Below are 25,120 nucleotides of genomic sequence, written 5' to 3' on the forward strand. Positions count from 1 at the left end.
CGTCCGCCCCTCCCCCGAGGGCGGGCGGCATGCCGTTGCCCCCTGACGGATGTCGGTGCGCCCGGATACGCTGATGACCTGATCAACAGATGCGCCGGGCAGCAACAGGTGTGCCGGGCAGGAAAGTCGGGAAGAGCCGCAGCAGCGAAGGCACCGCGGCGATGGGGGCGGCAGTGGCGGACGACGTATTCGACTTCAGGCCCGGGGCCCAGGTTCCGCTGTCGGGCGCCGCGGGACAGACGGCGGCGACCCACGCCCTGGCCTCGGCCGCGTACCGCGACGGCGATGTCGACGGCATCCTCGCGGCCAACAACGAGTGGCACAAGTCCGAGGTGAAGCCCGGCATCTGGTCGCTCTTCAAGCCGAATCTGGGTGAGGCGTTCGCGCGGACCGTGCAGGTGCGGATGCTGGGCGGCGGCCGCAGTCCGCTCATCCAGTCCTTCGGTACGGAGCCGCAGGCGGTCGTCGAGCACTGCCTCGCGGCGAACCGCATCCGCAAGGAGCGCGACAGCTGGCTGACCGCGGTGACAGTCCTGTGCGGTGTGCTCTTCCTGCCGGGGTTCATCTTCTGGCTCCTCGTCTTCACCATCCGGCGGCAGGTCGCCAAGAGCGAGGACAAGCGCGCGGGCGCGCTCGCGACGGCCGTGCTGGTCGCCGTGGGCGTGCTGGCCGCCGTCGCCCTGCTCAAGCTGCCCTTCGGCGGGTTCTGGGCCTGGTACCTGCGCGCGGCGATCGTGCTGCCCGTGGTGGGCTGGTTCTGGGCGAAGCAGATCGCCGAGCGCACCGCACGGGACCTGCGGGACCGCTGGTCGGGCCTGCTCGCGGGCGGCGGCATCGGCGCCAAGATCCCCGAGGCGGTGCCCGGCAGTCCGGGCGAGACGGCGGCCGAGCGGCTCCGTCAGGGCCTGGCCAGGCTCTCCGCGGAGCAGCAGAGCAACTCCGTGTTCTACGCCGGGCCCAAGGGCATATTGGGCATGGGCACGCGGTGGGGCAGCTGGCAGCTGGCGGAGGAGCTGGTCCCGGCCGACCCCGCCAAGGAGATCCACCCCTTCCGCGCCTGGGACGTCATAAAGGCGGTGCACGACCAGCTGCGCATGCTGGAGCGCGGCCCGCTGCACACCGGTGGCTTCCCCACCCCCGACATAAACCACTGGATCGTCTCGCCCATCGGGGAGAACGCGAAGGCGGTGACACGCCCGACCGGCACGGACGTCGAGGCCTTCCAGATCCGCGGCCACGAGATACAGCGGATCTGCAACGAGCAGCAGTTCGGCAGCGGCAACCGGCATTACCTGGGCGTGCAGTTCACGCTCTGGGACGGCCAGCTGGTCATCACGATGCTGATCACGGTGACCGTGCTGCACGAGACGCTGCGCATCGAGGTCACCGGCCACGCCCTGGGCCCCGTGCACCCGCTGTTCACCACGAAGCCCTCGCCGAAGACGAAGACGGTCGCCAAGCCGATCAGGTTCTGGGAGACCACGACCCGCAACCTGCCGCTGATCGACGCGGACGAGGTGGTGCGCCTCGCGGTCCGCGCCCCCTTCACCTGGTATCCGCCCATCCTGGACCACCTCGGCGGCAAGCTGGTCCTGCCCGAGCCGTTCGGCCTGCGGCACGCCTGGGCCGACAAGCCGTGGCGGCACCGTTTCATGGCGGACGACGCGCTGCGCGCCGCCACACCGGTGCTGCGCGTGGTGCACTCCGCCGCGATCAAGGTCCTTGCGGAGAACGGCGTGAACACGGAGAAGTTCGGCGCGCGGTCCGGCTTCCTCAGCGGGGCCATCCAGGACCCGACGCCGAGGAAGGCGGATCTGTACGACGCGTGAGGGGGCGGGCCGCCGGTCGGGCGGCCCGCCGTGGAGCGATCGGAATCAGATGGCCTGCCAGAGGGCGGGGACGTTCGGCGGCTCCCAGCCCGGATAGGCGGTGTGGCCCTGGATGCAGCGGTAGCGGACGCCGTTGTAGGTGACCACGTCCCCGGCCGCGTAGGTGGCGCCCAGCCGCCAGGTGGTCTCGCCGCCACCGCCGGACACGGTCAGGGTGTAGGTCGTGGTGTGGGTGGCCTGCCCCTCACCCGTGAAGGTCAGCGTGTAGGTGCCCGCGGTCGTGCCCGCCGCGACCTCGACGGTGGCCGTCGCCGACTCGCCCGAGAGCACCGTCTCCGGGCTGATGGAGACGGTCACTCCGGCCGGGGCACCCGAGGTCGAGAGCGCCACCTTCTGCGCCGACCCACTGGTCGTGGCGGTGGCGAGCATGACCTTCGCGGAGGAGCCCGGCTGGACGGTGCCCGAGGCCGGGTCGGCGGCGAGGGAGAAGTCGTCCGTCGGGGCGGGTTCGTCGCCGACCGAGGTCTTCCAGAGCGCGTACGCGACACCGTCCGAGCTGCGGTCGAGCGCGGTGGCGCTCACGTTCGCGGTGGTGTCACAGGAGGAGTGGTAGCACGGGTCGTACGAGCGGCCCGCGGTGCCGCCCCACTTCGCGGCCTCGGCCGCGGACTTCGTGGCGGAGGCGCCGGTGGCGTAGCCGGACGTCGGGATGCCGACGCGCTGGAAGGAGGCGTCGTCCGAGCGTCCCCGCCCCTCGACGTTCTCCTGGGGTGCGAGGTTGAGGGAGGTCCAGTAGTCCCGCAGCGGGACGGACGCCGTGGAGTTCAGGTTGTTGATGAAGTACCCGGCGTTCGTCGAGCCCACCATGTCGAAGTTGTAGTACGCCTTGATCTTGGAGCGCTCCGCCGTCGGCAGCGACGAGGCGTAGTAGTCCGAGCCGTTGAGGCCCTGCTCCTCGTCGGTCCACCAGGCGAAGCGGACGCGGTTCTTCATGGCGGGGTTGTTCTGCGCCAGGGACAGTGCCGCCTCCAGGATCACGGCGGATCCGGAGCCGTTGTCGTTGATGCCGGGCCCGGCCGCGACGCCGTCGAGGTGTGCGCCGAACATGTGGACGTTGTCCGCGTCGCCCTGCGGCCACTCGGCGATCAGGTTGTTGCCCGCGCCCGCGGAGCAGCCGGAGGCGCAGCTCTGTTCGGTGACCTTGTATCCGGCGGCCTCCAGCTTGCCCTTCACGTAGGCGAGGGAGGCGCGGTAACCGGCACCGGTGGCGCGGCGGTTGCCGCCGTTCTGCGTGGCGATGGTGTTGAACTGCGCGAGGTGTGCCCGCACCTTCTCCACGTCGATGTCCGGCGGTGGCGTGGGGTTGCCGCCGCCGCCCACGGTCAGCGTGTACCGGGCGGTGTGCGTCTTGGTGCCCGCGGTCCCGGTGACGGTGATCGGATAGGTGCCGGCCGTGGTGGACGCGGCGGTGGTGATCTTCATGGTGGCGTCGGAGCCGGACGTGACGGTCTTCGGGTCGAACGTGACGTCCACGCCCGCCGGGGCGCCCGAGGCGGTCAGCGTGATCTGCTGGGCGCCGCCGGTGACGGTCGTGGTGTTGACCGTGCCGGTCGTCGAGGCTCCCGGCTCGACCTTCCCCGAGGCGGGGCTGAGCCCGAGGGAGAAGTCGTTCTGCTGCCCGGTGCAGGTCGGGTCACCGGTCTGCGCCGGGATGCTGATGGCGTCCCAGGCCGCCTTGGTGGCGTTGAACAGGTCGCAGCTCGCGTCGAGGTTCTTCGCCGCGGTGAGTGTGGCGGTGCGGTAGCGCTTGTACGTCATGCCGCTGGTCTTGAGCAGCATGGCGCCGTAGAAGATCTTGCCGGCGTTCTGGATGCCCACGCCGGTGACCTGCTGGTTGTTGCAGGTGGGGCTGGAGGGCTTGCCGCCGCCCGGGTTGGAGCCCTCGGCGAGCAGGTAGAACCAGTGGTTCATGGGCCCGGCCGCCTTGTGCTCCTCCGTGTTGGGGATCGAGGCGGAGTAGCAGTTGGGGTCGTTGTTGACCCGGCTCGGGTCGTACATGTTGCGGATCGGGCCGCGCCCCTGGAGGTTGATCATTTCCCCGACGGTGTAGTCGGGGGTGTCGTAGGGGGCGGGCTGGTTGATGTACGCCTCGGTCAGGGCGCCCATGATGTCGCCGGTCGCCTCGCCCAGGCCGCTCTCGTGGTTGGCGCCGCCGGGCGTGTTGGAGTCCAGGCCGTGGCCGAACTCGTGGGCGACGACGTCGACTCCGGCGATCCACTCGTTGGCACTGTTGTGGCCGATGGTGACGGAGGAGCCGTCCCAGTAGGCGTTGAGCTGGTTGAGGCCCACGCTCACCGGCCAGCTGCCGCCGTTGCCGTTGTGTCCGTTGCGGCCGACCCACTCCTTGAGCATGTTCCACTGCTTCTGCGCGGCGAACATCACGTCGACGCAGCCGGTCTCGCGGCTCGTGGGGTTGCCGGTGCCCCAGTCGTCGGTCGCCTTGGTGAAGACGCCACCCTGGTAGTTCGAGCACTGGAGACCCGGGCGGGTCGTGTCACGCAGCACGTAGTTGCTGCCCGAGCGCGAGGTGTCGATGGTCAGCGGGCCGGGGCCGTTCCACTTGCTGTGTCCCGTGCCGGCGTGCACGTCGTCGTAGGTGTCGATGACCTTGCCGGTGCGCGCGTCGACGAAGACGTGCAGCCTGCTGGGGTCGCCCGCTTTCGTACGGCCGGTCAGCTCGGTCTCCCAGGCGAGCGCGGGCACGTCCTTCTTGACCCGGACCACCAGGCGCTTCGCATCGACCTTCTTGACCTCGGCGAGCTTCGTACGGCTCGTCCTGACCGCCTGCGCGGCCGTCACCTCCGCCTCGGTGGTGACCGAGATCGTCGCGTCGGTCGCGGCCCGGACGGAGCGGACCTTCCCCTTGCCGTCGGCGAGGACCACCGCGTCGCCGCCCACGACCGGCAGCCCGCGGTAGGTGCGTTCGTACGCGACCGAGTAGAGGCCCTTGAGCCAGGGCGTGACCTGCTGCCGGTCGTACTGCTCCTCGGGTCCTCTGGCCAGTGAGTCGAGGCCGCTGCGCACCGCCTTGTCGGCGGCGGCGACGGCTTTCGCGAGGGGGTCCGGTCTGTCCGCGGCGGGTGCGGTCTGCGCCGCCGATGCGAGGGACGCCGGTACCGTCACCCCCGCGAGTGCCAGGGCCAGGGTTATCCCGGCCGCTGCGGATCGTCTGAGCATCACGGCTCCTTGTGAGAGGTGTTGCGGCTCGTTCGAGCCAGGGGGAGCCCGTGCGTCAGGCGGTGCGGCCGTGCCCGCTGCTCCGCTTCCGACCTGGCGGTGACATGACACCCTCGTGGCTGGCGGAACCCTCACACCGGCCCGGTCCGCGGTCAATGGATTCCAGCCCTCCGCCACGCCCTGTCAAGAACTGGCAAGCGCGTCGGCAGGGCGCCGACCCCGCCGCCCCCGGTGGATGCTCCCCACCCACGCACGCGTTCGCCCCGCGACGTCCGGCGGGAACAGAGGCGGCCCCCATCCCGGCTGCACACGCCCGAGCCCGTCGCGCGCGGCGACGCAGGGCCGGCGAACCGCTCCGCCTCACTCCGACACCGCCCGCACCCGCTCCCGGTACTCCCGCACCTCCGCCAGATCGCCCCACCGCCCCGCGAGCCGCCGGTGCAGCCCGCGCAGCTCGACGGCGACCGTCAGATCCCGCGCGCCCACCACCTCCTCCAGGACGGGCCCCGCCAGGGTCACCGCCGCGACGGGGTCCCCCGCGCACGCCCAGCTGTCCGCGAGACGCAACGTGAGCAGCAACCGCGTTGAGCGCATCGCCGGCGCCAGAAGCGCGTACGACCGGGCCGTGGCCTCGACCGCCCGCCGGGCCACGGCCCGGCCCCCCGTCACCACGGACAGATCCCGCAGCGCCCCACCCGCCGCCGACTCCACCCGCAGCACCCCCTCCGCGCCCGAGAGCCAGGGCGCTTCGAGCCGGTCCCGGTCGTCGAGCCGGGCGAATCTGCGCCGCGCCATCGCCAGATGCCGTCGGCAGGATGCCACGTCATGCCCCAGCGCATACGCACGCGCCTGATACAGATCGGCCAGCGTCGTCATCCAGCGCCGCCTGACATCCACCGCCCCGATGGCCTGCGCGTACACGAGCGTCGATGCGGGGTCCCCGTCGAGCCGCACGAGAGTCGACATGTCGCAGAGGAGAGTGGCCCGCGCCTCGGCGTCCTGCGCGGCGTCCGCCCACCGCAGGCCGTGCCCGAACCAGGCCATGGCGACGCCGCCCTGCCCACGCTCCATCCGCAGCCGCCCGGCGACCTGCGCGTACTGCGCGGCGAGCCGCAACTGCCCGTACGGCAGCCGTCCCCCGGCGTTGACCGCGTCGGCCCACCGCACCACCCCGCGCAGCAGCCGCTCCACGGTGCTCGCGCCCGCGTCGGTGGCACGGCCGGACGCCTCACGGATCAGACAGGCCAGCACGGCCGTCAGACCGTGCAGCAGCTCGGCCTCCGCGCCCACCGTGACGCCGACGCGGTCGTACGGTCCCGTCAGCCCGGCCAGGAGATCCGTCACCGCCTCCCGGTCGGGCGTCGCGCACCCCACCCTGCCGTGCAACGGACAGGCCAGCCCCTCGGCGGGCAGCCGTACGGGCCAGGGCAGCGCGGCCGGATAGGCCGTTTCGCCGGATGTGTCGGTCCCGGGGATCGGAGAGAAGAGCGTGGGCGCCACCGGAAGCGGACCGGGCGCATACCGCGACGAAGGGGGCGGCAAAGCGACGAGAGCGGCGAGCCGGCCACCGGTGACCAGGACGGCGTCGAGCCGGTTCACCAGGTCGAAGGGCGGCTCCCGCAGCCCGCCCTCCAGCCTGCTGATGAAACTGTGGTGGTAGCCCACCCTCCTGCCGAGCTGCAGCTGGGTGAGCCCGGCCCGCCTGCGGTGGAACCGCAGCAGCCGCCCGAACTCCGCCCACCCCGGATCGACCGGGTCGGCCGCCCGTGACATGCCGACGGACATGACCCCTCCCTCACCAGGTGCTCCGCGAGGTGCTCCGTGAGGGCAGGGTGGCAGGTGGGGCAGCCACCTCCAACCCCCCTCTTGACACAGGGGGGTTGACGGTATGGAACTGCGTCAGTTGCCGCTCTGCGGCGTCGGCCAGGCGTCCGCCAGCATCTTGCGCGTGTCGGCGAGCAGCTGCGGCAGCACCTTCGTGTGCCCGACGACCGGCATGAAGTTCGTGTCGCCGCCCCAGCGCGGAACGATGTGCTGGTGCAGGTGGGCCGCGATACCGGCGCCCGCCACGGCTCCCTGGTTCATGCCGATGTTGAAGCCGTGCGCGCCGGACGCGGTGCGCAGCGCCTGCATCGCCTGCTTGGTGAGTTCGCCGAGCTCGAGGGTCTCGGGCGCCGTCAGGTCCGTGTAGTCGGCGACGTGCCGGTAGGGCACGACCATCAGGTGGCCGCCGTTGTACGGGTACAGGTTGAGGACCGCGTACACCTGCTCGCCGCGCGCGATGACCAGCCCGTCCTCGTCGGACTTGGCCGGGATCGAGCAGAAGGGACAGCCGTCGTCGGCCCCCGGGCCCGTGGGCTTGTTCTCGCCCTGGATGTACGCCATCCGGTGGGGCGTCCACAGGCGCTGGAACGCGTCCTGCGACCCGACTCCGATCTGCTGCTCCGGCTCACTCGTCATGAGGTGAAGCATATGACTTGGCCCCGGGGAGAGGTCCCCGGGGCCCGAGCTCAACGCGGTGTCACCGGGTCAGACCTGGACGCGGTCCTCGACCGCCTTCACGATCTTCGCGATGGCCTCGTCGACGGGGATGCCGTTCTCCTGCGAGCCGTCGCGGTAGCGGAAGGACACGGAACCGTTGTTCATGTCCTCGTCGCCCGCGATGACCATGAAGGGCACCTTGGCCTTCTGCTGGTTGCGGATCTTCTTCTGCATGCGGTCGGACGACGCGTCGACCTCGACCCGCAGCCCCTGGGCGCGCGCCTTCTCGGCGAACTCCTGGAGGTAGGTGACGTGCGCGTCGCCGATCGGGATGCCGACCGCCTGGACGGGCGCCAGCCAGGCCGGGAACGCGCCCGCGTAGTGCTCCAGGAGCACGCCGAAGAACCGCTCGATGGAGCCGAACAGGGCCCGGTGGATCATGACGGGCTGCTGGCGCGAGCCGTCCGCGGCCGTGTACTCCAGGTTGAACCGCTTGGGCTGGTTGAAGTCGACCTGGATGGTCGACATCTGCCACGACCGGCCGATGGCGTCCTTGGCCTGCACGGAGATCTTCGGGCCGTAGTACGCGGCGCCGCCCGGGTCCGGCACCAGCGGCAGGTTCTGCTTCTCGGCGGCGAGCCGCAGCGCCTCGGTGGCCTCCGCCCAGTCCTCGTCCGTGCCGATGAACTTGTCGGAGTCGTCGCGGGTGGACAGCTCCAGCTCGAACTCGGTCAGGCCGTAGTCACGGAGCAGGTCGAGCACGAAGGTCAGGAGCGTGTCGAGCTCCTGCGGCATCTGCTCCTTGGTGCAGTAGATGTGCGAGTCGTCCTGCGTGAAGCCGCGCGAGCGGGTCAGGCCGTGCACGACGCCCGACTTCTCGTACCGGTACACGGTGCCGAACTCGAAGAGGCGCAGCGGCAGCTCGCGGTAGGAGCGCCCGCGCGACTTGAAGATCAGGTTGTGCATCGGGCAGTTCATCGCCTTGAGGCGGTAGTTCTGCTCGTCGAACTCGATGGGCGGGAACATGCCCTCCGCGTAGTGCGGCAGGTGGCCCGAGATCTCGAAGAGCTTCTCCTTCGAGATGTGCGGGGTGTTCACGAACTCGTACCCGGAGACCTCGTGGCGGCGCCGCGAGTAGTCCTCCATGACCTTGCGGATCACGCCGCCCTTGGGGTGGAAGACCGCGAGGCCCGGGCCGAGCTCCTCGGGGAAGGAGAAGAGGTCGAGCTCGGAGCCGAGCTTGCGGTGGTCGCGCTTCTCCGCCTCGGCGAGGAACTCCAGGTGCGCCTTCAGCTCGTCCTTCGACGGCCAGGCGGTGCCGTAGATGCGCTGGAGCTGCGGGTTCTTCTCGCTGCCGCGCCAGTAGGCGGCGGCGGAGCGCATCAGCTTGAACGCGGGGATGACGCGGGTGCTGGGCAGGTGCGGGCCTCGGCAGAGGTCCTTCCAGCACAGCTCGCCGGTCTTCGCGTCGAGGTTGTCGTAGATGGTCAGCTCGCCCGCGCCCACCTCGGCGTCGGCGCCGTCGGCGGCCTGCGCGGCGTTGCCCTTGAGGCCGATGAGCTCCAGCTTGTACGGCTCGTCGGCGAGCTCGACACGCGCGTCGTCGTCGGTGGTGACGCGCCGCGAGAACTTCTGCCCGCGCTTCTGGATCTCCTGCATCTTCTTCTCGATGCGCTTGAGGTCCTCGGGGGTGAAGGGCTCCTTGACGTCGAAGTCGTAGTAGAAGCCGTCCCGGATGGGCGGGCCGATGCCGAGCTTGGCGTCGGGGAAGAGCTCCTGCACGGCCTGCGCCATGACGTGCGCGGTCGAGTGGCGCAGGATGTTCAGGCCGTCCTCGGAGGAGATCTCGACGGGCTCGACCTCCTCGCCGTCGGCCGGCACGTACGCGAGGTCCTTCAGCTCTCCGGCCACGCGGACGGCGACGACGGTGCGCTCACCGGGGAAGAGCTCGGCGGCCGTAGTGCCCGTCGTCACCACGCGCTCTTCCCGCTCGGAATCGCGTTGGATGATCACACGGACGTCTGACACCGGTCTCTCCTACCTGAAGGGGGGTGCGCCGCTCTCTGTCACGCGTACGCAAGGGGAATCGTACCGAGCCGCGGGGCCCGCCCGCGAAACGGATCTCTCCGTGCCCCCGTCCACCCCTTCAGTCCGTGCTGCACGCCTCCTCGAAGAAGTCGATGTTCTCCTGGAGCGACTTCATGAGCCGGTCGCGCTCCGCCTCGTCCACCTGGACGGGCACCACCCCGCTCGCCCCGGTCAGCCTGCGGAACCCGCCCCTGCTCTCCAGGCGTCCCTGCACGCGGATCGGCAGCCCGACCAGGTGGGCGTGGCCCGCGATGCGGTACGCCTCCTCGTCCAGCGTCATCCGCAGGTGCGGGACGTCGGCGCCCGCGATCACCCGGATCCGCACGGTGCCGTCCTCGTGGGGCGCCGCTCTCCGCATCCGCACGACGGCCCCGGTGACCCGCACCGGCACCGAAGGTTCGTCGCGGAGGTAGCGGGCGCCCGCCTCGCGCAGCGCGGGCAGGTCGCCGGGCGAGAACTCGACGGGTTCGGCGCGGGCGGCGCAGCCCTCGGGCACCCCGGCGCCCGGCGCCCATTCCACGGCGACGCGCGCTCCCTCGGTGCCGCGCACCATGGCGACGATGGCCTCGGTCAGCTCGTGGCTGACGCCCGCTTCGACTGCGCCGTCGAAGGCGTCCATGCCGCCGGTGGCGCGCTGGTAGTCGATGGCCTCGCGGGCCGCGCAGAGCGCCTGGTGGAGGCGGACCGCGAGGGGCCGCCCGGTCACGACGGGCACGAAGGCGGTGAGCCGCTGCCCGCCGGTGGCGGGGCCGACGAGCACGTTCTCCAGGGACGCGGCGGCGGGCCCGCGGTGCCGTGCGCCGTAGTACCCGGCGCGGCCGCGGGCGGCGAGTGCGCCGGCGAGGAGCATCTGCCGGGCGGCGGAGCGCAGCTGTTCCTCCTCGGGCCAGGTCGCGGTGTCGGCGGGTCCGGTCCGTACGTCGCGCGACCAGTGGATCTCGTCGCTGGGCACGGCGAGTCCGACGAGCACCTCGCGGGCGGCGGGCGCGGTGCTGCGGGACAGCGCGTCGAGCGCTTCCACGAGGAGGTCCTCGCAGTCGGGGAAGGCGCGGCTCTCGGGGACGAGCAGACTCGTGCCGGCGCCGCCGGGGCCCGGGGGTGTCCAGCGTGCGTAGCGGCCGGGGGCGCCGCCGCGGCGCTGCCAGCCGTGCCGGGCGAGGAGCGCGCCGAGGACGGAGGGGTCGACGCGGGAGGGTTCGGGGGGCTCGGTCCAGCCGCCCGGGGCCGGGGCGGGGTGGGGCCGGACGGACGACCCCGACCGGTCGGGGTCGCACTCGTCGTGGTCGAACTCGTCGTGCTCGAAGGGGCGGTGCATCAGGGTTTCCCTCCCGTTCCGACGCGCGTCATGATCTCGCAGAGGGCGCGGTCGTCGAAGATCCGCGAGGTCGGGACGCGCACGGTGGTCCTGCGCCGGCCGGTCACGGGGTGCCCGGCGAGATTGGTCCAGTAGCAGCAGTGCCGCAGGTCGAGCCGGTCGTGCCCGGCGCGCAGCCAGTCGTCCTGGGAGCGGGGCACGAGCATCACGACCAGGATCTTGTGGACCGAGACCGGGGTGCGGGCGAGCTTCTCCAGGTGTGCGTTGTCGAGCGTGAAGGAGAAGGCGGGTCCGGCGGGCTTCGGCGGTATCTGGTACGTGCACTTGAGCTGGACCTTGATGGTGACCTCGTCGTCGACCGTGTGCCCGGGGGCGCTGTGGCTGACGTGCCAGTCGATGCCGTTGTCCGGAAAGGGCTGGGAGAGCGAGCAGCCCGCGGCTGCCGCGACGGCGTGCAGGTAGCCCACCTGAAGCGTCTCCATGCAGGCGGTGGTGGCGAGTGTGCCGCGCGGCGGTGCGATCCGCTCGGGCAGCAGCCCACCCTGGTCGGGCTGCGCGAGCGCCATGGTCAACTGACCTTCCGAGCCTGGTAGTTGCTCCGGGGCGACGAATTCAAAAGCCCCTCACCTCTGTTGTCTCCGGGCCGCGTACAGCGCAAACGGCCCGGGTATCACCAGCGTGGGCAGGGGACCGAACGTCATCTGCCGGGATCGAACGAGGAGTTGCACCACCATGACGTGCTGGTACGAGGGCCCCTTGGCCGCATTCGACACGGAGACCACGGGCGTCGACGTCGAGACCGACCGGATCGTGTCGGCCGCCGTCGTCGTCCAGCAGGGCGCGGGAACCCGGCCGCGCATCACCCGCTGGCTGGTGAATCCGGGCGTACCCGTGCCCGAGTCCGCCACCGCGGTGCATGGACTGACGGAGGATCACCTGCAGCGCAACGGCCGCTGGCCGGCGCCGGTGATGGAGGAGATAGCGCGCGATCTGGCCGAGCAGGGAGCGGCGGGGCGGCCCATCGTGGTGATGAACGCGCCGTTCGATCTGACCATTCTGGACCGGGAGTTGCGCAGGCACCGCGCCTCGTCGCTGAGCCGCTACACGGAGGGCTCGTCGCTGTGTGTGATCGATCCGCGGGTCCTGGACAAGCAGTTGGACCGGTACCGCAAGGGCCGCAGGACGCTCACGGATCTGTGCGCGCACTACGGGGTGGAGCTGTCGGAGGCGCATGACGCGGCGGCGGACGCGCAGGCGGCGATGGACGTGGTGCGTGCGGTGGGGCGGCGTTTCGCGGGGCGTCTGGAGCGTCTCTCACCGGCCGAGCTGCACACGTTGCAGGCGGTCTGGCATGCGGCTCAGGCGCGCGGCCTCCAGGCGTGGTTCGCCAAGAGCGGCACTCCGGAGGCGGTGGACCCGGCGTGGCCGCTGCGTCCCGATCTTCCGGCGGCGGCCTGAGGGCGGGCATCGAGCACCGCCGCCCTGCGCGGGCATGAAAAAACCGGTCCGTCTGCTGACGGACCGGCATTCTCCGGGTGGGCGATACTGGGTTCGAACCAGTGACCTCTTCGGTGTGAACGAAGCGCTCTCCCACTGAGCTAATCGCCCGGGAACGCACTGAACAATACAGGTCCGGGCGCCGTTCCTTCAAACCGCTCGCAGACGGGCCGCGAGGCCGCGCCGTCCGGCGCGCATCATCAGGGCGTGATTGAGCCGGAACAGCGGACGTCCGGGGACCGCGAGGCGTCGCATCAGGGGTTTGCGCACCTCGACCTCCTGGTCGAAGCGGGCGCGGGCCCCGTCCGGTACGGCGGTGACCGTGCAGCGCATCCAGCCGTCCAGGTCGCCGGTCATGCCGATCTCCAAAATCCCGGCGGTGGGGTCGTTGCGCCGCTCGTGTGCGGTGACCCGCAGGTCGTACGGGAGGAAGGACCGGAACCGGAGGGCACCGCTGCGGCCGCCGACCGGTGTCACCTCGCGCACCTGCGGCCACCACTGCGGATAGTCCTCGATCCGTTCCAGGGCGGCGAAGACATCGGCGGGCGCCGCGGGGAGTTCCCAGACGCCGCGGAAGCGGTAGTGGCACCAGTCCATGGCGGGCAGTCTGCCGGACGCACCGGGACCCGTACCCGATCTGAGTACGTTCTGAGTATCCGCGCCCATGCCGCGCGGTGTGCCGCGGACCACACTCCCTGGCATGACGAACATTCCGCCTCCTGCCGAGGAGCTCCGCATCCTCGACTGGGAGCTGCGCCAACTGGAGTCGCGCAGAACGCAGTTGCTGCAGCGCCGGGCCTGGCTGCTCGGCGTCCTGCGCGCGGCGGGCCCGGCCGGGCCGCCCCCTCGCCCGACCGGGCCGCCCGCCCCCGACGCCGCGCCGCCGAGCGTCCAGAACGTCCTGCTCGCGCTGGGCGGTGCGCTCCTGACCATCGCGGCGATCGCGTTCACGGTGGTGAGCTGGGGCCACTTGGGGATCGGCGGCCGGAGCGCGGTCCTGGGCGCGGTGACGCTCGCGGCGCTCGGCACGCCCGCGTTCCTGCTGCGCCGCTCGCTGCGCTCGACGGCGGAGGCGGTGGCGGGCCTCGGTCTGGCGCTGACGGTCCTCGACGCGTACGCGCTGCGCTACCTCGCGCTCCCGGACGTGAGCGCCTTCGGGTACGCGGCCGCCACCTCGGCGGTCCTTGCCGCGGTCTGGTCCGGGTACGGGCTGCTGCTCCGGGGACTGCGCCTGCCGCTGCCGTTCGCGATCGTGGCGGCGCAGCTTCCCCTGATCCTGTGGGCGGGCGCCGCGCACGCCGATACGTATGTGATGACGGCCGCGCTGCTCGTGACGGCGGCCTTCGACACGGCGCTCGCGCTCTGGGCGGGCATCCGTTCGGTGCGGGCCGCCGCCACGGCCGGCGCGTGTGTGCTGGGTCTGTGGGGTGCGGCGAGCGCCGGCTGGCTCTCCGTGCAGGCGTCGGCTCCCGGTGGGGCGGCCCGCGCGGGCGTGCTGCTGCTGTTCGCCGCCGGGGTCGCGCTGGTGGCCGCATGGCGGGCGAAGGGTGCCGAGGTGACGAGCGGTGCGGCCGGTGCGTGCGGACTGCTCGTGGTGGGCGCGTCGGGCGGGATGCTGCGGACCGCACTTCCTGCCGCGTGGACGGTGCCGGCGTATCTGGCGTGCGGCGTGGCGCTGTTGGCCGTGGTCCGCACCTCGCTGCCGTGGGCGCTGCGGCGCGGGGTCCTCGCGGCGTCGGCCGCGGTGCAGGGGCTCGCGGTGCTGTGGGCGCTGCCGGTCGCGGCGATCGCCCTGCTGGGCCCGTTCGGCTGGGGGACCCGCGTCTGGTCGGGTGCACCGGGTGATGCCCGGGACGCGCTGCTGCTCGAACTGCCGCTCGCTTACCCGCTCCTGGCCCCGCTGGTGCTCGGCGCCGTCGCCGCCGTCCTCGCCGTGACGGCCGGGCCGTTGGGCGAGTCGGCGCGGCGGGCCGCACGGTACGGCGCGCCGGTGCTCCTGTGGTCCGCGTTCGTTGCGCTGCCCGCCGCGCTCCGCCTGCCGTACGGCGCCGGGGTGGTGGCTCAGCTGATGGCGACCGCCGCCCTCCTCGCCGTGGCCGCGCGTGCCGCGTCGGCCGTTCCCGCGGTGACCGCGTCGGTCCTCGCGCTGGGCTCGTCGGCGAGCGTCGCGTTCCTGTCGCTGGCCACCGAGACGGCCACCCTGACCACCCTCGGCGTGCTGACGGCACTGCACCTCGCGGCCTGTGTGCGGCCGGTGCGGACCGGGGCGCCCGCTCCCGGCACCGCGGCGCTCGCCGCCTGCGCCGCGTCGGCGGCGGCGCTCGCGTTGGTCTGCGCGTCGGGTGCCGCGTGGGGCCTGCGCCCGGAGCACATCGGGCTGCTCTCGCTGACGGTCCCCGCGCTCGCCGCGGCGGCCACGGCCCGTCTCGGCACGCATCCGCTGACACCGCCCGTGGAGATCATGGCGGCCGTCTCCGGAGCCGTGGCGGTCGTCCTCGCCGCGGGAGACGCCCCCGTCCTGTCGCTCGTCCTGGCGCTCTGCGGGGTCATCGCGTCCGGCACCGCGCTGCGGGCCGACCGGCACGCCGTCGGGTACGCGGCCGGGGTGCTGTTCGTCCTGGCGAGCTGGGTGCGCCTCGTGTCGTGGGAGGTGTCGGCCCCGGAGGCATACACCCTGCCGGTGACCGTCCCCGCACTCCTCATCGGGTGGCTGCGGCGGCGCCGCGACCCGGCGGTCTCCTCCTGGACGGCGTACGGCCCCGGCCTCGCGGTGACGCTGCTCCCGAGCCTCGCGGCCGCCTGGGGCGACGCGCACTGGCAGCGTCCGCTGCTGCTCGGCACGGCGGCCCTGGCCCTGACACTGGCGGGCGCCCACTACCGGCTGCGGGCCCCGCTGGTCCTCGGCGGCGCGGTTCTCGCCCTGGACGCGCTGCACGAACTGGCTCCGTACATCGTGCAGGTCGTGGACGCGCTGCCGCGCTGGCTGCCGCCCGCGCTCGCGGGTCTGCTGCTGCTCGCGGTCGGTGCCACGTACGAACAACGCCTGCGCGACGCGCGCCGGTTCCGGAATGTCCTGAACCGAATGCACTGATTACCGGCCGCCGCGAACATGTGGACCCGTCAATTCCCTTAAAGGGCGCGGGAATACGAGAACGGCCCGGAGGCTCAATAGCCTCCGGGCCGTAATCCGGGGTGGGCGATACTGGGTTCGAACCAGTGACCTCTTCGGTGTGAACGAAGCGCTCTCCCACTGAGCTAATCGCCCCGGGCGCAGGAAGAACATTACCGCATGTCAGCGGGTGCTCCCGACCGCCCCGGACCCGGCGGTCACTCCTTGATCTTCCACGGCATGGTGATGCCGAACTTCCACACGTAGACCGCGACGAGCACCGCGACGATCACGAGGCCGATCGTGGTCAGGATGATGTTGCGGCGACGCACCTTCGGGTCGAGTGCACGCTGTGCCGCCTCGGTGACCTTGCGTTTCGTCCAGCGGAGCACCAGCTGCGCCCAGACGAACTCGGTCGCCCAGATCGCCATGCCGCCGAAGATCACGAGCCAGCCGGGGCCCGGCAGCGGCAGCATGATGATGCCCGCGACGACGACCGCGAGACCGACGATGAAGACGCCCACCTGCCAGCTCAGGTGCAGCACCCGGCGGGACTGGATGTACTGCGGAGCCCGCGAGCCGAGCGGCTGGTCGGACCTGGCTCCGGCGGTCGGATCCGTGACCCCCGCCGAATCGTTACTCCCCGTATTCATGCAGCCAAACCCTACCGGACGGAAACCCATCACCGGAATGGGCGCATGGATGGATGGGACAATCCGCCATACGGGGCGTCTAAAGACACGCAAATCCCTCAGAGGGGTTTACAACGGCACCGTAGGTGGCATGTCGATTTCGCCGACGTGCGAATCCCCGAGCGCACACTGAGCGAAAGGCCCTGGCGCTTATGAACACCACGGTCAGCTGCGAGCTGCACCTGCGCCTCGTTGTGTCGAGCGAGTCCTCACTGCCTGTTCCCGCAGGACTGCGGTATGACACGGCCGATCCCTATGCCGTGCACGCCACCTTCCACACCGGAGCCGAGGAAACCGTCGAGTGGGTGTTCGCCCGCGACCTCCTCGCCGAGGGCCTGCACCGGCCCACCGGTACCGGCGACGTCCGAGTCTGGCCGTCCCGGAGCCACGGTCAGGGCGTTGTCTGCATCGCCCTGAGTTCCCCGGAGGGCGAGGCTCTGCTCGAGGCCCCGGCGCGGGCCCTGGAATCCTTCCTCAAGCGAACGGACGCAGCCGTGCCACCCGGCACGGAACACCGCCATTTCGACCTCGACACGGAGCTCTCCCACATCCTTGCCGAGAGCTGAGCGCCGCTCGGCGCGTCGAGATCCGCCACGCCGTCCGACTCGGGGCGACGGCGCAAGCAGTCACGACACAACGACACAAGGCGAACAGATGCAGACACCGGCGCCGTCGCCGCGGGCCTCCCGCGGCGACGGCGCCGGTGCGTTCCGTGGCGAAGCCGCTAGCATCGGCCAGCATCGGCGGGCACCGGCCCGACCCCCAGGCCAGGGAGCAAATCGTGCTGATCACCCACGACACCCGGTGTTCTCTCGACGCCGTGGTCGATCTGGTGAACACCGCACCGGAGACGAACGGCGCGGACGGGCTCGCGAGCGTGGCGGCGCTCGGTGATTTCGTACGAAGCCACGACGTGAGCGACGTCGGGGCGCTCTCGGAGGGCGACCTCGCCGACGTGCACCGCATCCGCGCCCGCTTCGGCGAGGTCTTCGCGCACCCGGAACCGCAGGCCGCGTCCGCGATCCTCAACGACCTGATCGCGCGGGCCGGCACCACGCCCCGGCTCACCGACCACGACGGTTACGACTGGCACATCCACTACTTCGCGCCCGGCGCGTCCGTCGCGGACCACCTGGCGGCCGACTGCGGCATGGCCCTCGCGTTCTTCGTCGTCGCGGGCGAGCAGGAGCGGCTGCGGCGCTGCGAGGCACCGGACTGCCGGCACGCCTTCGTCGACCTGTCGCGCAACCGTTCCCGCCGCTACTGCGACAGCCGCACCTGCGGCAACCGCCTGCACGTGGCCGCGTACCGCGCCCGCCGCAAGGAGGCCTCGGGCCAGAGCGTCCCCTAGGGCCTACGCCCTAGAGCAGCAGCAGGTCGTGGAGCGTGGCCACCAGGATCAGGGTGCTGATCACCGCCAGGAAGATCATCAAGGGTGGCTGGGAGAGCGCGAAGAGGCACCCCTGCCGCTCCTCGTCACCGTGGGGCAGCTCCGCTTCGCCGTCGGTGGCGTGCCGCTCCGCGGCCGCAGGTCGTCGCTCATGGGCCGGTGCCGAGTCTCCGCCGTCGTCCGGCGGGGCGGCATCGCCCTCTGTGGTGGTGTCAAGCATCTCGCCGTGATGATGACGCAGCCGCGGGCCGGTTGCCGACCAACACGCCCGGCCGGGGCGGCAGTTCGTCGGAACCCGTGAACAGGGAAAAGTCCAGCGCCGAGCGCGTACCACCCCTCGCTCAGAGGCCCTTCATCCGTGGGACCGGCCCGCCCCGTCCGTACCCGAACGAGGGAACCTCAGATTCCGTGCTTCTTCAGGATGGCCTCGATGTCACTGAAGTCCTCCGCGGGCGCGGCCGACTGCGGCTTGGCCGCGGGCCGGGCCGTGCCCTGCCGGCCGCCGCCGAGCGAGGGCGCCGAGGCCGCGGGGGCGACGGCCTCGCGCTGGGCGGCCTTCGCGGCCTTCCGCTCCTTGCGGGTCCCGCCGGTGCGGCGCTCCACGGCGCGCGTGCCGAGGAACACGAGCCAGGCCGCGCCGAGCAGGCCGAAGCCGACCCACGCCTTGAGGCTGAACGCCGTGTCGGCCGCCCAGCCCACGACGCCCGTCAGCACCAGGCCTATCGGCACCAGCGCATATCCGGCGAGGCGGGCCGCGGAGAGGAAACGCTTGCGGTAGGCCATGACCGCGGCGATGCCGAGCCCGGCCGCGGACACGGCGGAACAGACGGTCTCGGCAATCATCCGGTCCTCCAGGCATGCAGGCGTACGTCGGGAAAAGACGCTGTCGTCCCTTCCATCCTGCACCGGGTGGGCGCCGCTGAGCCATGTCCGGAGCGGACCTCGGGGACATTTCCGGGTCATCTCGGGGTCGGCCCTCCTCCGCAGGTGCCGGTCGGATACCGGTCGGATACCGGTCGGATCCGCGGGCTGGGAGACTGTGACCATGAGCGACTCCCCTGCCGACCGCCCCGCCCGTCCCGTCGTCATCGACGTCTGGTGCGAGCTGCAGTGCCCCGACTGCCGTACCGCCCTCGACGACGTGCGCGCCCTGCGCGCCCGCTACGGCGACCGCGTCGAGCTGCGCCTGCGGCACTTCCCCCTCGAGAAGCACAAGCACTCCTTCGCCGCCGCCCAGGCAGCCGAGGAGGCCTTCGAGCAGGGCAAGGGGTGGCCGTACGTGGAGGCCGCGCTCGCCGGGGTCGAGGACCTCGACCGCAAGGGTGAGGCCCATCTCGTGGACACGGCCCGCGAACTCGGTCTGGACGCGGAGGAGTTCGACACCGCCCTGATCGACGGGCGGCACATCCTGATCGTCGACGCCGACCAGGCCGAGGGCAAGGCCATCGGTGTCACCGGCACCCCGACGTACGTCGTCGGCGGCGAGCGCCTGGACGGCGGCAAGAGCCAGGAGGGCCTGCGCGAACGCGTCGAGGAGATCACCGACCGCCTCCTCGCGGCGGACGCCTCCTCCTGAACTTCTAGAGCAGCGGCTTGCAGAAGTAGTACGACGCCGGTTCGTAGCCGAGCGATGCGTACAGGTTCAGGGCCGGGGCGTTGTCGGCGAGGACGTTGAGTCCGATGCGGTCGCGGCCCGCCGCACGGCCCTGCGCCTCGGCGAGGTGCATCAGGGACCGGCCGTGCCCGTGCCCGCGGTACTCGGCGTGGACCGCGACGTCGTAGACGAACGCGTCGCCGTCGAGCACCGACAGCCACAACGTGCCCACCTGGACGCCGTCGTGGATGAGGACGCTCAGCCACGTGTCCGGTGTCGCGAGACCGCGCGGCAGGGCGCGGGCGTGGTCGTTCTCGGCCTTGGCGCGCGCCTCGTCCTCGGAGAGGCCGCGGTCCGTCCAGGTGCTCGCGTAGAGCTCCTTCGCGCGCACCAGCCACGGTCCGGCCTCCGCCTCCGTCATCGGACGCCCCTCGGTGCCGATGGGCAGCGCGGGCGCCGGGTCCGTCAGCGGCTTCGTCAGCCGACGGCTCCGCTCGACGTAGCCGAGCGCCGTGAGGAGCCGCAGCGCGGCGGCCGCGTCGGCGGGGACGGTCGTCTCGATGCGCGTGCACCCCCAGCCGCGCGCCACTTCCTCGGCGGCCAGCGCCGCGACCGTGCCGCGACCGCGCCCGCGGTCCGGCTCCGCGATCCGCAGGTCGTGGAGGCGGCAGACGCGGGGCCCGAAGACCTCGTGCGTGGCGAGGCCTATGGACCCGACGGGACGGCTGTTGACGCAGACGTCGTACGTACGCGCCTTGGCGCCGTCGGCGCCCTGCTGAAGCGGCCCGGTCGGCCGCAGGGTCGTGGTCATCCCTCTGGTTCTACCCGCACAGGGCCCGCGGCGTCACCGGGGTTTCCCCGGGCTTGGCGCCTCACGGGTCGAGGTCGTCGGCGGCGCGCTCGGTGAAGATCCGCATCGCCTTGGCGGTCACCGGGCCCGGCGCCGCGGGGAGTTCCCGCTCGTCGACGCGGTGCACGCCCTGGACATCGCGCAGAGTCGACGTCAGGAAGACCTCGTCGGCGCGGTCCAGGACGTCCAGCGGCAGGTCGGTCTCACGCGCGCCCGTCCACTCGACTGCCAGCGCGCGCGTGATGCCCGCGAGGCACCCGGAGGCGACGGGCGGGGTGTGGATCTCGCCGTCCAGCACGACGAAGACGTTGGAGCCCGTGCCCTCGCAGAGCTGCCCGACGGTGTTGGCGAAGAGGGCTTCCGAGGCGCCGTGTTCGTGCGCGCGGGCCAGGGCCACGACGTTCTCCGCGTACGAGGTGGTCTTCAGGCCGGTCAGGGCGCCGCGTTCGTTGCGGGTCCACGGCACGGTGATCACGGCGGTGGTGTCGGGGCGCTGCTTGGCCTCGCCGAGGGCGACGACGAGCGTGGTGCCCTGGTCGCCGCGGTCGGAGCCGAGCGGTGACAGACCGCCGGTGTAGGTGATCCGGAGCCGGCCGAGCGGGAGCGGGTTGGCTTCGAGGACGGCGGCGCAGGCGCGGCGCACTTCGTCGCGGTCCGGCTCGGGCAGCCCGAGGCCGCGCGCCGACTGGGCGAGCCGCGCCAGGTGGCGGGTCAGGGCGAAGGGACGCCCCTCGACCGACTTCACCGTCTCGAAAATGCCGTCGCCCACCGTCAGCCCGTGGTCGAGCACGGAGACGCGGGCGTCGTCGAGGTCCTGCAGCCCGCCATTGAGCCAGATCTTCACGTTGTGGTTCCTCCGCTCGCTTCGTACGTGCCCGACGCTACCGCCAGCAGCCGCGCGGCCTTCAGCTCGGTCTCCCGCCACTCCCCCTCGGGGTCCGAACCCCAGGTGATGCCCGCGCCGGTCCCGAAGCGCAGGACACCCTCGCCCCTGTCGATCCAGAAGGTACGGATCCCTACGGCGAGCTCGCCCGTCCCCCGGTCGGCGTCGACCCAGCCGATGCCGCCGCAGTACGGGCCGCGGGGTGCCGTCTCCAGCTCGTCGATGATCCGCAGGGCGCTGGACTTGGGGGCGCCGGTGACGGAGCCCGGCGGGAACGCGGCGTCGAACAGCTCCGGCCAGCCCGCCCCGGGCGGCAGCTCACCGGCGACGGTGGAGACGAGGTGGACGAGTCCGGGGTGCTTCTCGACCACGCAGAGGTCGGGAACGGTGACGGAGCCGGTGGCGCAGACGCGTCCGAGGTCGTTGCGGACGAGGTCCACGATCATGACGTTCTCCGCGTAGTCCTTCTCCAGGAGGTCCGCCTCGGTGCGGCCCGTGCCCTTGATGGGGCCCGACTCCACATGACGCCCCTCGCGGCGCAGGAAGAGCTCGGGCGAGGCGGTGGCGAGCTCCACGCCGTGCTCGGGCAGCCGGATCGTTCCCGCGTACGGGGCCGGGTTCCCGCGTGCGAGGAGGGAGGTCAGGGCGTCCACGTCGGCGTCGGCGGGGACGGGCGCGGACAGGACGCGGCAGAGGTTGGCCTGGTAGACCTCGCCGGCGGCTATGTACGCGCGTACCCGCCGCACTCCTTCTGTGTACGCGGCCCGGTCGAGGGACGACGTCCAGTCCCCGGCGGCCGGGCCGTGCCACCTGCCGGGGACGGGGGCGGGCATGTCCTCCTCGCGTACGTCGTCGAACCGGGCGCAGATCATGCCGCCCTCGAAATCCGCGGACACCGCCCAGAAGCCGGTGGAGTCCAGGGCCGCGGGATCGCTGGTCACGTCGCGCAGACCGGTCGCCACGAGACGGCCGAAGCGCGCCATGGGAGGAAGCGCGGGAGACGTAGTCAGAGGGGGGTTGTGCACGGCTGCGAGTCTATGACCGGCGCGTCGGCGGCGCCTCGGACCAGGGACAGCGCAGCACGCTGCGCAAACGCGTTTTTGTACTGGCCCAGGAATCCGCTAGAGTTCAACACGTCGCCGGGACGCGCAAGCGGAACGGGAAAGACAAGCGGACGTAGCTCAGTTGGTAGAGCGCAACCTTGCCAAGGTTGAGGTCGCCAGTTCGAACCTGGTCGTCCGCTCGCAGGAAGTGGGGGATCTTCCCGAACCCTCATACTCCTGGTGGAGTGGCCGAGAGGCGAGGCAACGGCCTGCAAAGCCGTCTACACGGGTTCAAATCCCGTCTCCACCTCCAAGCGCGATTAGCTCAGCGGGAGAGCGCTTCCCTGACACGGAAGAGGTCACTGGTTCAATCCCAGTATCGCGCACGCAGCCCAGTACGACTGGCAGCACAGCAGTCCGACTGGCAGCACAGCACAACCGAAGATCCGGTCCGCAAGGATCCCCGCGCGATTAGCTCAGCGGGAGAGCGCTTCCCTGACACGGAAGAGGTCACTGGTTCAATCCCAGTATCGCGCACGCAGTACGCAGCACACGCAGGACATCATCATCGCAGTCACCTGCGCGATTAGCTCAGCGGGAGAGCGCTTCCCTGACACGGAAGAGGTCACTGGTTCAATCCCAGTATCGCGCACCATCCACACGAAGCCCCGGCCGTTCCCACGGCCGGGGCTTCGTCGTGTTCCTCTGTGGTTTACGAGGAGAAGAGCATGTGCCCGAAACTCTTGTGGCGCTTGTGGCCGTAGTGGTCCCCGTGGCCGTGGTGGCCGCCGTGCGGGGCGCCCCAGGCGGGGGCCGGGGCCGCGGGGTAGCCCTGGGGGGCGGCCGGCGGGGCGGGGGGCGGTGGAGCCTGCTGGCCCCACTGGGCCTCCAGGCGGGTCAGGGACTCCAGCTCGCCGTAGTCCAGGAATATCCCGCGGCAGCCGTTGCACTGCTCGATCTGGACGCCATTTCGGTTGTACGTGTGCATCGGTGCGTGACACTTGGGGCACTGCATGGACGGCTCAACTCCTCGCCGGTGGTGACTGCTTCGCCGGGAGACTGCCCGGCTTCGGTGCGTTGCACCCTACTTCGTGGTGTCCGGCGCCAACTCCGGCGGGCCGACCTCGACTCCACTCATGCGCGCACAGGCATCCACCAGGGCTTGTTCGACTTCGTCGAGGGGGCGGTCGGCCGCGACGGCCTTGACGATCACGAGCGCCGCGGTCTGCACGGTCAGGGCGCGGGCGGGGACGTCCAGGGTGGGCCAGGGATCGGCGCCGTCGGCGGGAACGGCCGGTCCGCCGGCGTCCCGGTAGGCGTCCAGGAAGCGGGTCCACTCCTGCGGGGAGAGCAGCCCGCACGCGAACCAGGCGGCGGGACGGGCGAGGTCCCACGCGGGGTCGCCCACGCCGAGGTCGTCCACGTCGATGAGCAGCCAGCGCCCGTCGGGGCCGCGCACCAGCTGGCCCAGATGCAGGTCGCCGTGGCAGAGGGCGCGGGGTCCCGGCGCGGGGGCCTCGTCACGGGCCCAGGACGGCAGCCCCGCCCAGGCCCGCAGGACGGGTGACGCGGCGGGATGCGGCCCGGCGGCGCGCAGCCGCGCGACGGCACGGGCCGCCTTGGCGGGCCCGCGCATGGGCGGGACCGGGCCCGGGACCGGGGCGGCGTGGAGCCGTGCGAGGAGAGCACCGGCGGCTTCCCAGGGGGCGGCGTCCGGGTCGTCGCGGTCGACCGGGGTGCCGTGGGGCCAGAAGGTGACGAGTCGCCCGTGCAGGCGGGTCGCGCCGGGCGCGGAGGGCGCGAGAAGCACCCCGGGCATCCGGGCGGCCGTGTCGAGCCGCACGGCGAGCTCCGCGGGGTCGGTGTCCGGGGCATGCGCCTTGGCGACGACGTCCCCGTGCCGGACGACGCTCGCGTCCGACCTGTCCGCGAGCACGGCGTCCCCGTCCCCACAGGCACAGACCTCATCGGCCCGCCGGTGGGCAACGGCACGGGCGGAATCGGCGAGAACGGCGAGAACGGCGGCGGTCACGGGGCTCCGTAGACGGTCGAGAACAACACGCCCGAAGCGTACGCACCCGGGCGAGGCCCGGGTCGACCTCGCCCTCGGGCCCGGCACCCGGGGACTTGGTGGCCGTTGAGACCGTTGAGGCCGTTGAGGAACGGCCACGGTGCAGGCGCATGCCCCGGCTGGGGCCCCGGAGGCCACAGCCCCGCGTCGGCGTACCCAACGGGGCTGGGCGCGCGCCCGGTCGAGCCCGCGTGTTACCGGGAGGGCGGGGCCCTGGGCGTTCCGCCCCGCCGGACGAGACGCGTCCCGTGCCGGGTGTACCAGGTGGGGCAGGCCTCAGGCAGTCCCAGCGCAAGGGTCGGCCCGCATCTCCGCCCCGGGGCGGGGGTGCACCAGAGGCGCCCCGTTGGTCGGTACACCGGTCGGCGCCCCCGGGGGCCGGGGCCTGGGCGGAGTCCCCCGTGGGGCGCGAACGCCCCTCGCGCCCACGCGAGGTGCCCCCAGCGCCCGCTTCCGGCGGTCAGGACAGCGCGCGGACGCAACCGACCCCCAGGGCCTCCCGCGCCGCGGGCCCACCAGGAGAACGCCCCGCCATGGCGGGCCCCCACGTGCTGGATGCCGTACGTGCCCGTCGGGCGCCCCGCCAGGCATGGCAATGCCCGCGCAGCTCCCCAGCTGCGCGGGCATTCTGCCGTCCGCCGCACCCCCGTCCCCACGGGGTTTCATGGCCGGATGTCCCCGCCCGGACCGCTCTTCCGGGCCTGGGGCGCCGCTCAGCGCCCCAGCATCACGCCCACGGACGACGCTTGTGTGACCACTGCTTCCCAGCCGCCGAAGACGACCACGAGCAGGGCTGCCAGAGGGAGGACCATGGCCGTCGCCACCAGGGGATGGCGCGTACCGGACGGGCGGACGCCGAACGCGGAGAACCTGCGCCCTTGCGTGCGGATCATGGTCCGCGGTGCCGTGTCCGCCATGATTCCTCTCCTGACCCCTTCGATGTGGTTTTGGCAAGCGGCGAGTGTCTGACCTCGGGGGACGAGTGCTCCACCCGCCGCTTGACCTCAAATCTAGGTCCGCGGGACCCACCGGGCGTCATGC

The 25,120-nt window shown here is 72.0% G+C and carries 22 protein-coding genes and 7 tRNA genes; 11 read left to right on the top strand and 18 right to left on the bottom strand.

Annotated elements, in window-relative coordinates; all coding sequences use genetic code 11:
- Positions 1 to 161 precede the first annotated feature (161 nt).
- A complete protein-coding gene (locus DEJ47_RS06070; protein WP_150165665.1) occupies positions 162 to 1,829 on the top strand; it encodes a hypothetical protein in 1,668 nt (555 codons plus the stop codon).
- A 45-nt stretch (positions 1,830 to 1,874) separates the two neighbouring features.
- Here the strand turns inward: DEJ47_RS06070 and DEJ47_RS06075 are convergent, their stop codons facing one another.
- The 6 genes from DEJ47_RS06075 to DEJ47_RS06100 form a co-directional block, all read right to left on the bottom strand.
- Complete coding sequence (locus DEJ47_RS06075; protein WP_150165667.1) at positions 1,875 to 5,066, bottom strand: M20/M25/M40 family metallo-hydrolase; 3,192 nt, start codon at positions 5,064 to 5,066, stop codon at positions 1,875 to 1,877.
- Positions 5,067 to 5,426: 360 nt separating this feature from the next.
- Positions 5,427 to 6,851, bottom strand: coding sequence for a helix-turn-helix domain-containing protein (locus tag DEJ47_RS06080; RefSeq protein WP_150165669.1), 1,425 nt, complete (start codon positions 6,849 to 6,851; stop codon positions 5,427 to 5,429).
- 114 nt (positions 6,852 to 6,965) lie between these two features.
- A complete protein-coding gene (locus DEJ47_RS06085; RefSeq protein WP_150165671.1) occupies positions 6,966 to 7,538 on the bottom strand; it encodes an HIT family protein in 573 nt (190 codons plus the stop codon).
- A gap of 57 nt (positions 7,539 to 7,595) precedes the next feature.
- The gene (gene thrS, locus DEJ47_RS06090) at positions 7,596 to 9,575 is read right to left on the bottom strand and encodes a threonine--tRNA ligase (RefSeq protein WP_150165673.1); all 1,980 of its coding nucleotides are present in this window, start codon (positions 9,573 to 9,575) and stop codon (positions 7,596 to 7,598) included.
- Between the two features lie 118 nt (positions 9,576 to 9,693).
- Positions 9,694 to 10,953, bottom strand: coding sequence for a hypothetical protein (locus DEJ47_RS06095; protein ID WP_398339281.1), 1,260 nt, complete (start codon positions 10,951 to 10,953; stop codon positions 9,694 to 9,696).
- Positions 10,950 to 11,516 carry a DUF4365 domain-containing protein gene (locus DEJ47_RS06100; protein ID WP_150165675.1) on the bottom strand — a complete coding sequence of 189 codons (567 nt, stop codon included), beginning with the start codon at positions 11,514 to 11,516 and terminating at the stop codon, positions 10,950 to 10,952. The genes DEJ47_RS06095 and DEJ47_RS06100 overlap by 4 nt, the downstream gene beginning before the upstream one ends.
- A 166-nt stretch (positions 11,517 to 11,682) precedes the next feature.
- Between DEJ47_RS06100 and DEJ47_RS06105 the strand changes: the two genes are divergently transcribed.
- A complete protein-coding gene (locus DEJ47_RS06105; RefSeq protein WP_150165676.1) occupies positions 11,683 to 12,408 on the top strand; it encodes a 3'-5' exonuclease in 726 nt (241 codons plus the stop codon).
- A 78-nt stretch (positions 12,409 to 12,486) separates the two neighbouring features.
- On the opposite strand, the gene DEJ47_RS06110 is transcribed toward DEJ47_RS06105, so the two are convergent.
- Both DEJ47_RS06110 and DEJ47_RS06115 read right to left on the bottom strand, forming a co-directional pair.
- Positions 12,487 to 12,558: transfer RNA gene (locus tag DEJ47_RS06110), tRNA-Val, on the bottom strand.
- Positions 12,559 to 12,597: 39 nt separating this feature from the next.
- A complete protein-coding gene (locus DEJ47_RS06115) occupies positions 12,598 to 13,044 on the bottom strand; it encodes an SRPBCC family protein (RefSeq protein ID WP_150165678.1) in 447 nt (148 codons plus the stop codon).
- 103 nt (positions 13,045 to 13,147) lie between these two features.
- Here DEJ47_RS06115 and DEJ47_RS06120 point away from each other — a divergent pair, with 103 nt between their 5' ends.
- Complete coding sequence (locus tag DEJ47_RS06120; protein ID WP_223828250.1) at positions 13,148 to 15,538, top strand: SCO7613 C-terminal domain-containing membrane protein; 2,391 nt, start codon at positions 13,148 to 13,150, stop codon at positions 15,536 to 15,538.
- 102 nt (positions 15,539 to 15,640) lie between these two features.
- Here the strand turns inward: DEJ47_RS06120 and DEJ47_RS06125 are convergent.
- A tRNA-Val gene (locus DEJ47_RS06125) sits at positions 15,641 to 15,712 on the bottom strand.
- 62 nt (positions 15,713 to 15,774) lie between these two features.
- A complete protein-coding gene (locus DEJ47_RS06130; RefSeq protein ID WP_150165682.1) occupies positions 15,775 to 16,209 on the bottom strand; it encodes a TIGR02611 family protein in 435 nt (144 codons plus the stop codon).
- A 191-nt stretch (positions 16,210 to 16,400) separates the two neighbouring features.
- On the opposite strand from DEJ47_RS06130, the gene DEJ47_RS06135 reads away from it, so the two are divergent.
- Both DEJ47_RS06135 and DEJ47_RS06140 read left to right on the top strand, forming a co-directional pair.
- Positions 16,401 to 16,814, top strand: coding sequence for an SsgA family sporulation/cell division regulator (locus DEJ47_RS06135; RefSeq protein ID WP_003959770.1), 414 nt, complete (start codon positions 16,401 to 16,403; stop codon positions 16,812 to 16,814).
- Between the two features lie 215 nt (positions 16,815 to 17,029).
- Positions 17,030 to 17,599 (top strand): CGNR zinc finger domain-containing protein, encoded by a 570-nt coding sequence (locus tag DEJ47_RS06140; protein WP_150165684.1) that lies wholly within the window; start codon positions 17,030 to 17,032, stop codon positions 17,597 to 17,599.
- Between the two features lie 10 nt (positions 17,600 to 17,609).
- Here the strand turns inward: DEJ47_RS06140 and DEJ47_RS06145 are convergent, their stop codons facing one another.
- Both DEJ47_RS06145 and DEJ47_RS06150 read right to left on the bottom strand, forming a co-directional pair.
- Entirely contained in the window at positions 17,610 to 17,858 is a 249-nt protein-coding gene (locus DEJ47_RS06145; protein WP_150165687.1) for a hypothetical protein, read from the bottom strand.
- Between the two features lie 179 nt (positions 17,859 to 18,037).
- A complete protein-coding gene (locus DEJ47_RS06150; RefSeq protein ID WP_150165689.1) occupies positions 18,038 to 18,481 on the bottom strand; it encodes a hypothetical protein in 444 nt (147 codons plus the stop codon).
- Positions 18,482 to 18,683: 202 nt separating this feature from the next.
- On the opposite strand from DEJ47_RS06150, the gene DEJ47_RS06155 reads away from it, so the two are divergent.
- On the top strand, positions 18,684 to 19,214 hold the full coding sequence (locus DEJ47_RS06155; RefSeq protein ID WP_150165691.1) for a DsbA family protein: 531 nt from the start codon (positions 18,684 to 18,686) through the stop codon (positions 19,212 to 19,214).
- Positions 19,215 to 19,218: 4 nt separating this feature from the next.
- Here the strand turns inward: DEJ47_RS06155 and DEJ47_RS06160 are convergent, their stop codons facing one another.
- The 3 genes from DEJ47_RS06160 to DEJ47_RS06170 form a co-directional block, all read right to left on the bottom strand.
- Entirely contained in the window at positions 19,219 to 20,043 is an 825-nt protein-coding gene (locus DEJ47_RS06160; protein WP_150165693.1) for a GNAT family N-acetyltransferase, read from the bottom strand.
- A gap of 61 nt (positions 20,044 to 20,104) precedes the next feature.
- Entirely contained in the window at positions 20,105 to 20,926 is an 822-nt protein-coding gene (locus tag DEJ47_RS06165) for an aminotransferase class IV (protein ID WP_150165695.1), read from the bottom strand.
- A complete protein-coding gene (locus DEJ47_RS06170) occupies positions 20,923 to 21,948 on the bottom strand; it encodes a chorismate-binding protein (protein WP_150165697.1) in 1,026 nt (341 codons plus the stop codon). Before DEJ47_RS06170 ends, DEJ47_RS06165 begins: the two co-directional genes overlap by 4 nt.
- Before the next feature lie 187 nt (positions 21,949 to 22,135).
- Here DEJ47_RS06170 and DEJ47_RS06175 point away from each other — a divergent pair.
- The 5 genes from DEJ47_RS06175 (at position 22,136) to DEJ47_RS06195 (ending at position 22,663) form a co-directional block, all read left to right on the top strand.
- Positions 22,136 to 22,208, top strand: a tRNA-Gly gene (locus DEJ47_RS06175).
- A 39-nt stretch (positions 22,209 to 22,247) separates the two neighbouring features.
- Positions 22,248 to 22,321, top strand: a tRNA-Cys gene (locus tag DEJ47_RS06180).
- Position 22,322: 1 nt separating this feature from the next.
- A tRNA-Val gene (locus DEJ47_RS06185) sits at positions 22,323 to 22,394 on the top strand.
- A gap of 79 nt (positions 22,395 to 22,473) precedes the next feature.
- A tRNA-Val gene (locus DEJ47_RS06190) sits at positions 22,474 to 22,545 on the top strand.
- Between the two features lie 43 nt (positions 22,546 to 22,588).
- Positions 22,589 to 22,663: transfer RNA gene (locus DEJ47_RS06195), tRNA-Val, on the top strand.
- A 57-nt stretch (positions 22,664 to 22,720) separates the two neighbouring features.
- On the opposite strand, the gene DEJ47_RS06200 is transcribed toward DEJ47_RS06195, so the two are convergent.
- The 3 genes from DEJ47_RS06200 to DEJ47_RS06210 form a co-directional block, all read right to left on the bottom strand.
- Positions 22,721 to 23,023, bottom strand: coding sequence for a zf-TFIIB domain-containing protein (locus DEJ47_RS06200; protein WP_150165699.1), 303 nt, complete (start codon positions 23,021 to 23,023; stop codon positions 22,721 to 22,723).
- Between the two features lie 69 nt (positions 23,024 to 23,092).
- Entirely contained in the window at positions 23,093 to 24,040 is a 948-nt protein-coding gene (locus tag DEJ47_RS06205) for an aminoglycoside phosphotransferase family protein (protein ID WP_150165701.1), read from the bottom strand.
- Between the two features lie 752 nt (positions 24,041 to 24,792).
- Complete coding sequence (locus DEJ47_RS06210; protein ID WP_055569527.1) at positions 24,793 to 24,996, bottom strand: hypothetical protein; 204 nt, start codon at positions 24,994 to 24,996, stop codon at positions 24,793 to 24,795.
- Positions 24,997 to 25,120: the final 124 nt, after the last annotated feature.

It is taken from the genome of Streptomyces venezuelae, assembly GCF_008642355.1.
GTDB classification, from domain to species: domain Bacteria; phylum Actinomycetota; class Actinomycetes; order Streptomycetales; family Streptomycetaceae; genus Streptomyces; species Streptomyces venezuelae_B.